This is a genomic window from Methylophaga sp. UBA5088, assembly GCF_002414625.1.
GTDB classification, from domain to species: Bacteria; Pseudomonadota; Gammaproteobacteria; order Nitrosococcales; family Methylophagaceae; genus Methylophaga; species Methylophaga marina.
On the sequence record NZ_DIAC01000025.1, the window covers coordinates 1 to 2,198 of the forward strand.

A 2,198-nucleotide genomic window follows, 5' to 3' on the forward strand; every position below is an offset into this window, starting at 1 on the left:
TAGACTTCAATCTTGCCTAAGGTACTGCCATCGATCATGCCTGCCTGTTGTCTAACCGCTAAGGCTTCTTGTTGTACGTCTTCCATCGCACTCATCGAGCGACCAGCATATTGATAATAAGCAGGACGCATCCACACACCGGCTTCCATCATCACGCCACCATTGTCGACATGCCATTCATGCATGGCGGTATAACGATGAGGATGAAAACCGCGGCCGCCCAGATGACCAATTGGTGTCGGGTGGAAAAATGGTCGTGCCGTCGTGGTACCAATTTTCTCAACCGGTAACTCACGTATTCTCGCCAGAATACGAATGGCATTCATATTGGAATGTTTACCCTGGCTTGGGCCCATACCCACCGTGGTAAAGCGTTTCATCAACTCAATATTGTCAAAACCTTCTTTGGCAGCATTGATGAAATCTTTGACCCGAATATCTTCGTCAAAGTCGACAAAGTTTTTGCCTTTTGGATGCTCAACAATTGGATAAGGGTGGCTAGGTGATGCCATCTCCACTTTTGGCACAGTCACCACATCGACCGTTTTACCTAAGAAAGCGGCGGCTTCTGCTGCAGCACGCTGACCATCCAGTTGACGCGCTTTAAAATCAAATACGCCATTAACCTTACCTGCAGCAAAGACGCCTTCAGGTAATTCATCAGGTACAAACTGCTCGACGCTGTAGTCATAACGCATTTTGGTACCTGCCTGATACAGCAAGGCAGCTGCTGGCGCCCAGCCAGCACTCATCGCGACACCATCACATGCCAAACGCACAGTGTGACCACTGTCCGCGCCGGCACTAATGTCATCATAAGGGCAGACAGACACGGCTTTGACACCCAACTTGTCAGACGTTGGTATCACTTCATAAATACAGCTGGAGATATGAACAGCAATACCTAGATCTCTGACTTTCTGAGCCAGTTCACGTGGCGCGCCATTTCTACGCATATCAATAACAGCCACAACTTCGACACCAACAGACGCTAAGTCCAGTGCTGTTCGATATCCGTGATCATTAGCTGTAACAACCACACCTTTATTAAAAGGTTTAACGGCATAACGGTGAATCAAACGTTGTGCAGCTGATCCCATCATTACGCCCGGTAAATCGTTGTAACGAAATACGGGGGGTTGCTCGAAGGCACCAGAAGCCACAATCACTGTTTTCGCCCAGACTTTGGTGATGCCGTCTTTACCAACTAATGGCACCAATTTATCGCCATAAAAACCACCAGCATAAGCATCAGTGATTAAACGGATATTTGGGTTTGACTCCACTTTGCCTAGAAGGCTTATCAAGGTATCAGTTGTTGTCTGGTCACCCGCATAGTCATATGTGAGACTGCCACCCGCCTGCTTGTTTTCGTCAACAACAATAACATCCAGACCTTGCTCAGCCGCTTTAACCGCTGCTGATAATCCAGATAAACCAGCACCAATGATTAACACATCACAATGTGCAAACTTTTTCGGTTTAACAATGCGTGGGTAGTTAAAATTAACTTCACCCAAACCCGCTGCCTTACGGATTTTGTCTTCCCAGAAAGGAAACAGGCTTTTTGGTTTATAAAACGTTTTGTAATAAAAACCGACCGGCAGGAAAGGTGATAAATAATCGATATATTTGTTTTTATCTTTTAATACACCACCAATAGTATTGACGGCTTTGATATCCATACCATCAGCCACAGGCCACACGTCAGCACGGATATTGGTATCCACACCGTCGGTCATCATGGCGTTGACATCGTGGTTAGCAAAACTCAATACACCACGCGCACGGTGATATTTAAAGCTACGACCCAGCACATTAATACCGGCCGCCCACAGTGCACTGGTAATGGTATCGCCTTCATAACCTTGTACCGTTTGACCTTCATATTCAAACGTCAGTGGCTTATCTCGGTTGATCCACTCGCCTCGTTTCTTTGCAATACGGCTGGTCATTTAGCTTCCTCCTGACCCAGAAGATAAGTACGGCTGACCTTATCAGTCATCGTGTTACGTTCAGCGATAAACCAAGTACCGCTCGGTGCGTGGTACCACCATTCTTTTTTCACACCTGGCGCGCCATTGCGATAGTGCACATAAGCTGCCCATTCAGAATCTGAACACGTGTCAGGATTGGGCATATTTCGATATTCTCCGCCGTAGGTGAATTCACTCATCGGCCTGATACCATTAACGGGC

Annotated in this window: 2 protein-coding genes; both read right to left on the reverse strand. The window is 47.0% G+C overall.

The annotated features are described in order from the left end of the window. A partial coding sequence (locus B4K20_RS03020; protein ID WP_289281833.1) for an FAD-dependent oxidoreductase occupies window positions 1–1,955 on the reverse strand: 1,955 nt, incomplete at its 3' end. Beyond that, a partial coding sequence (locus B4K20_RS03025; RefSeq protein WP_289281834.1) for a sarcosine oxidase subunit delta occupies window positions 1,952–2,198 on the reverse strand: 247 nt, incomplete at its 5' end. The genes B4K20_RS03020 and B4K20_RS03025, both read right to left, overlap by 4 nt.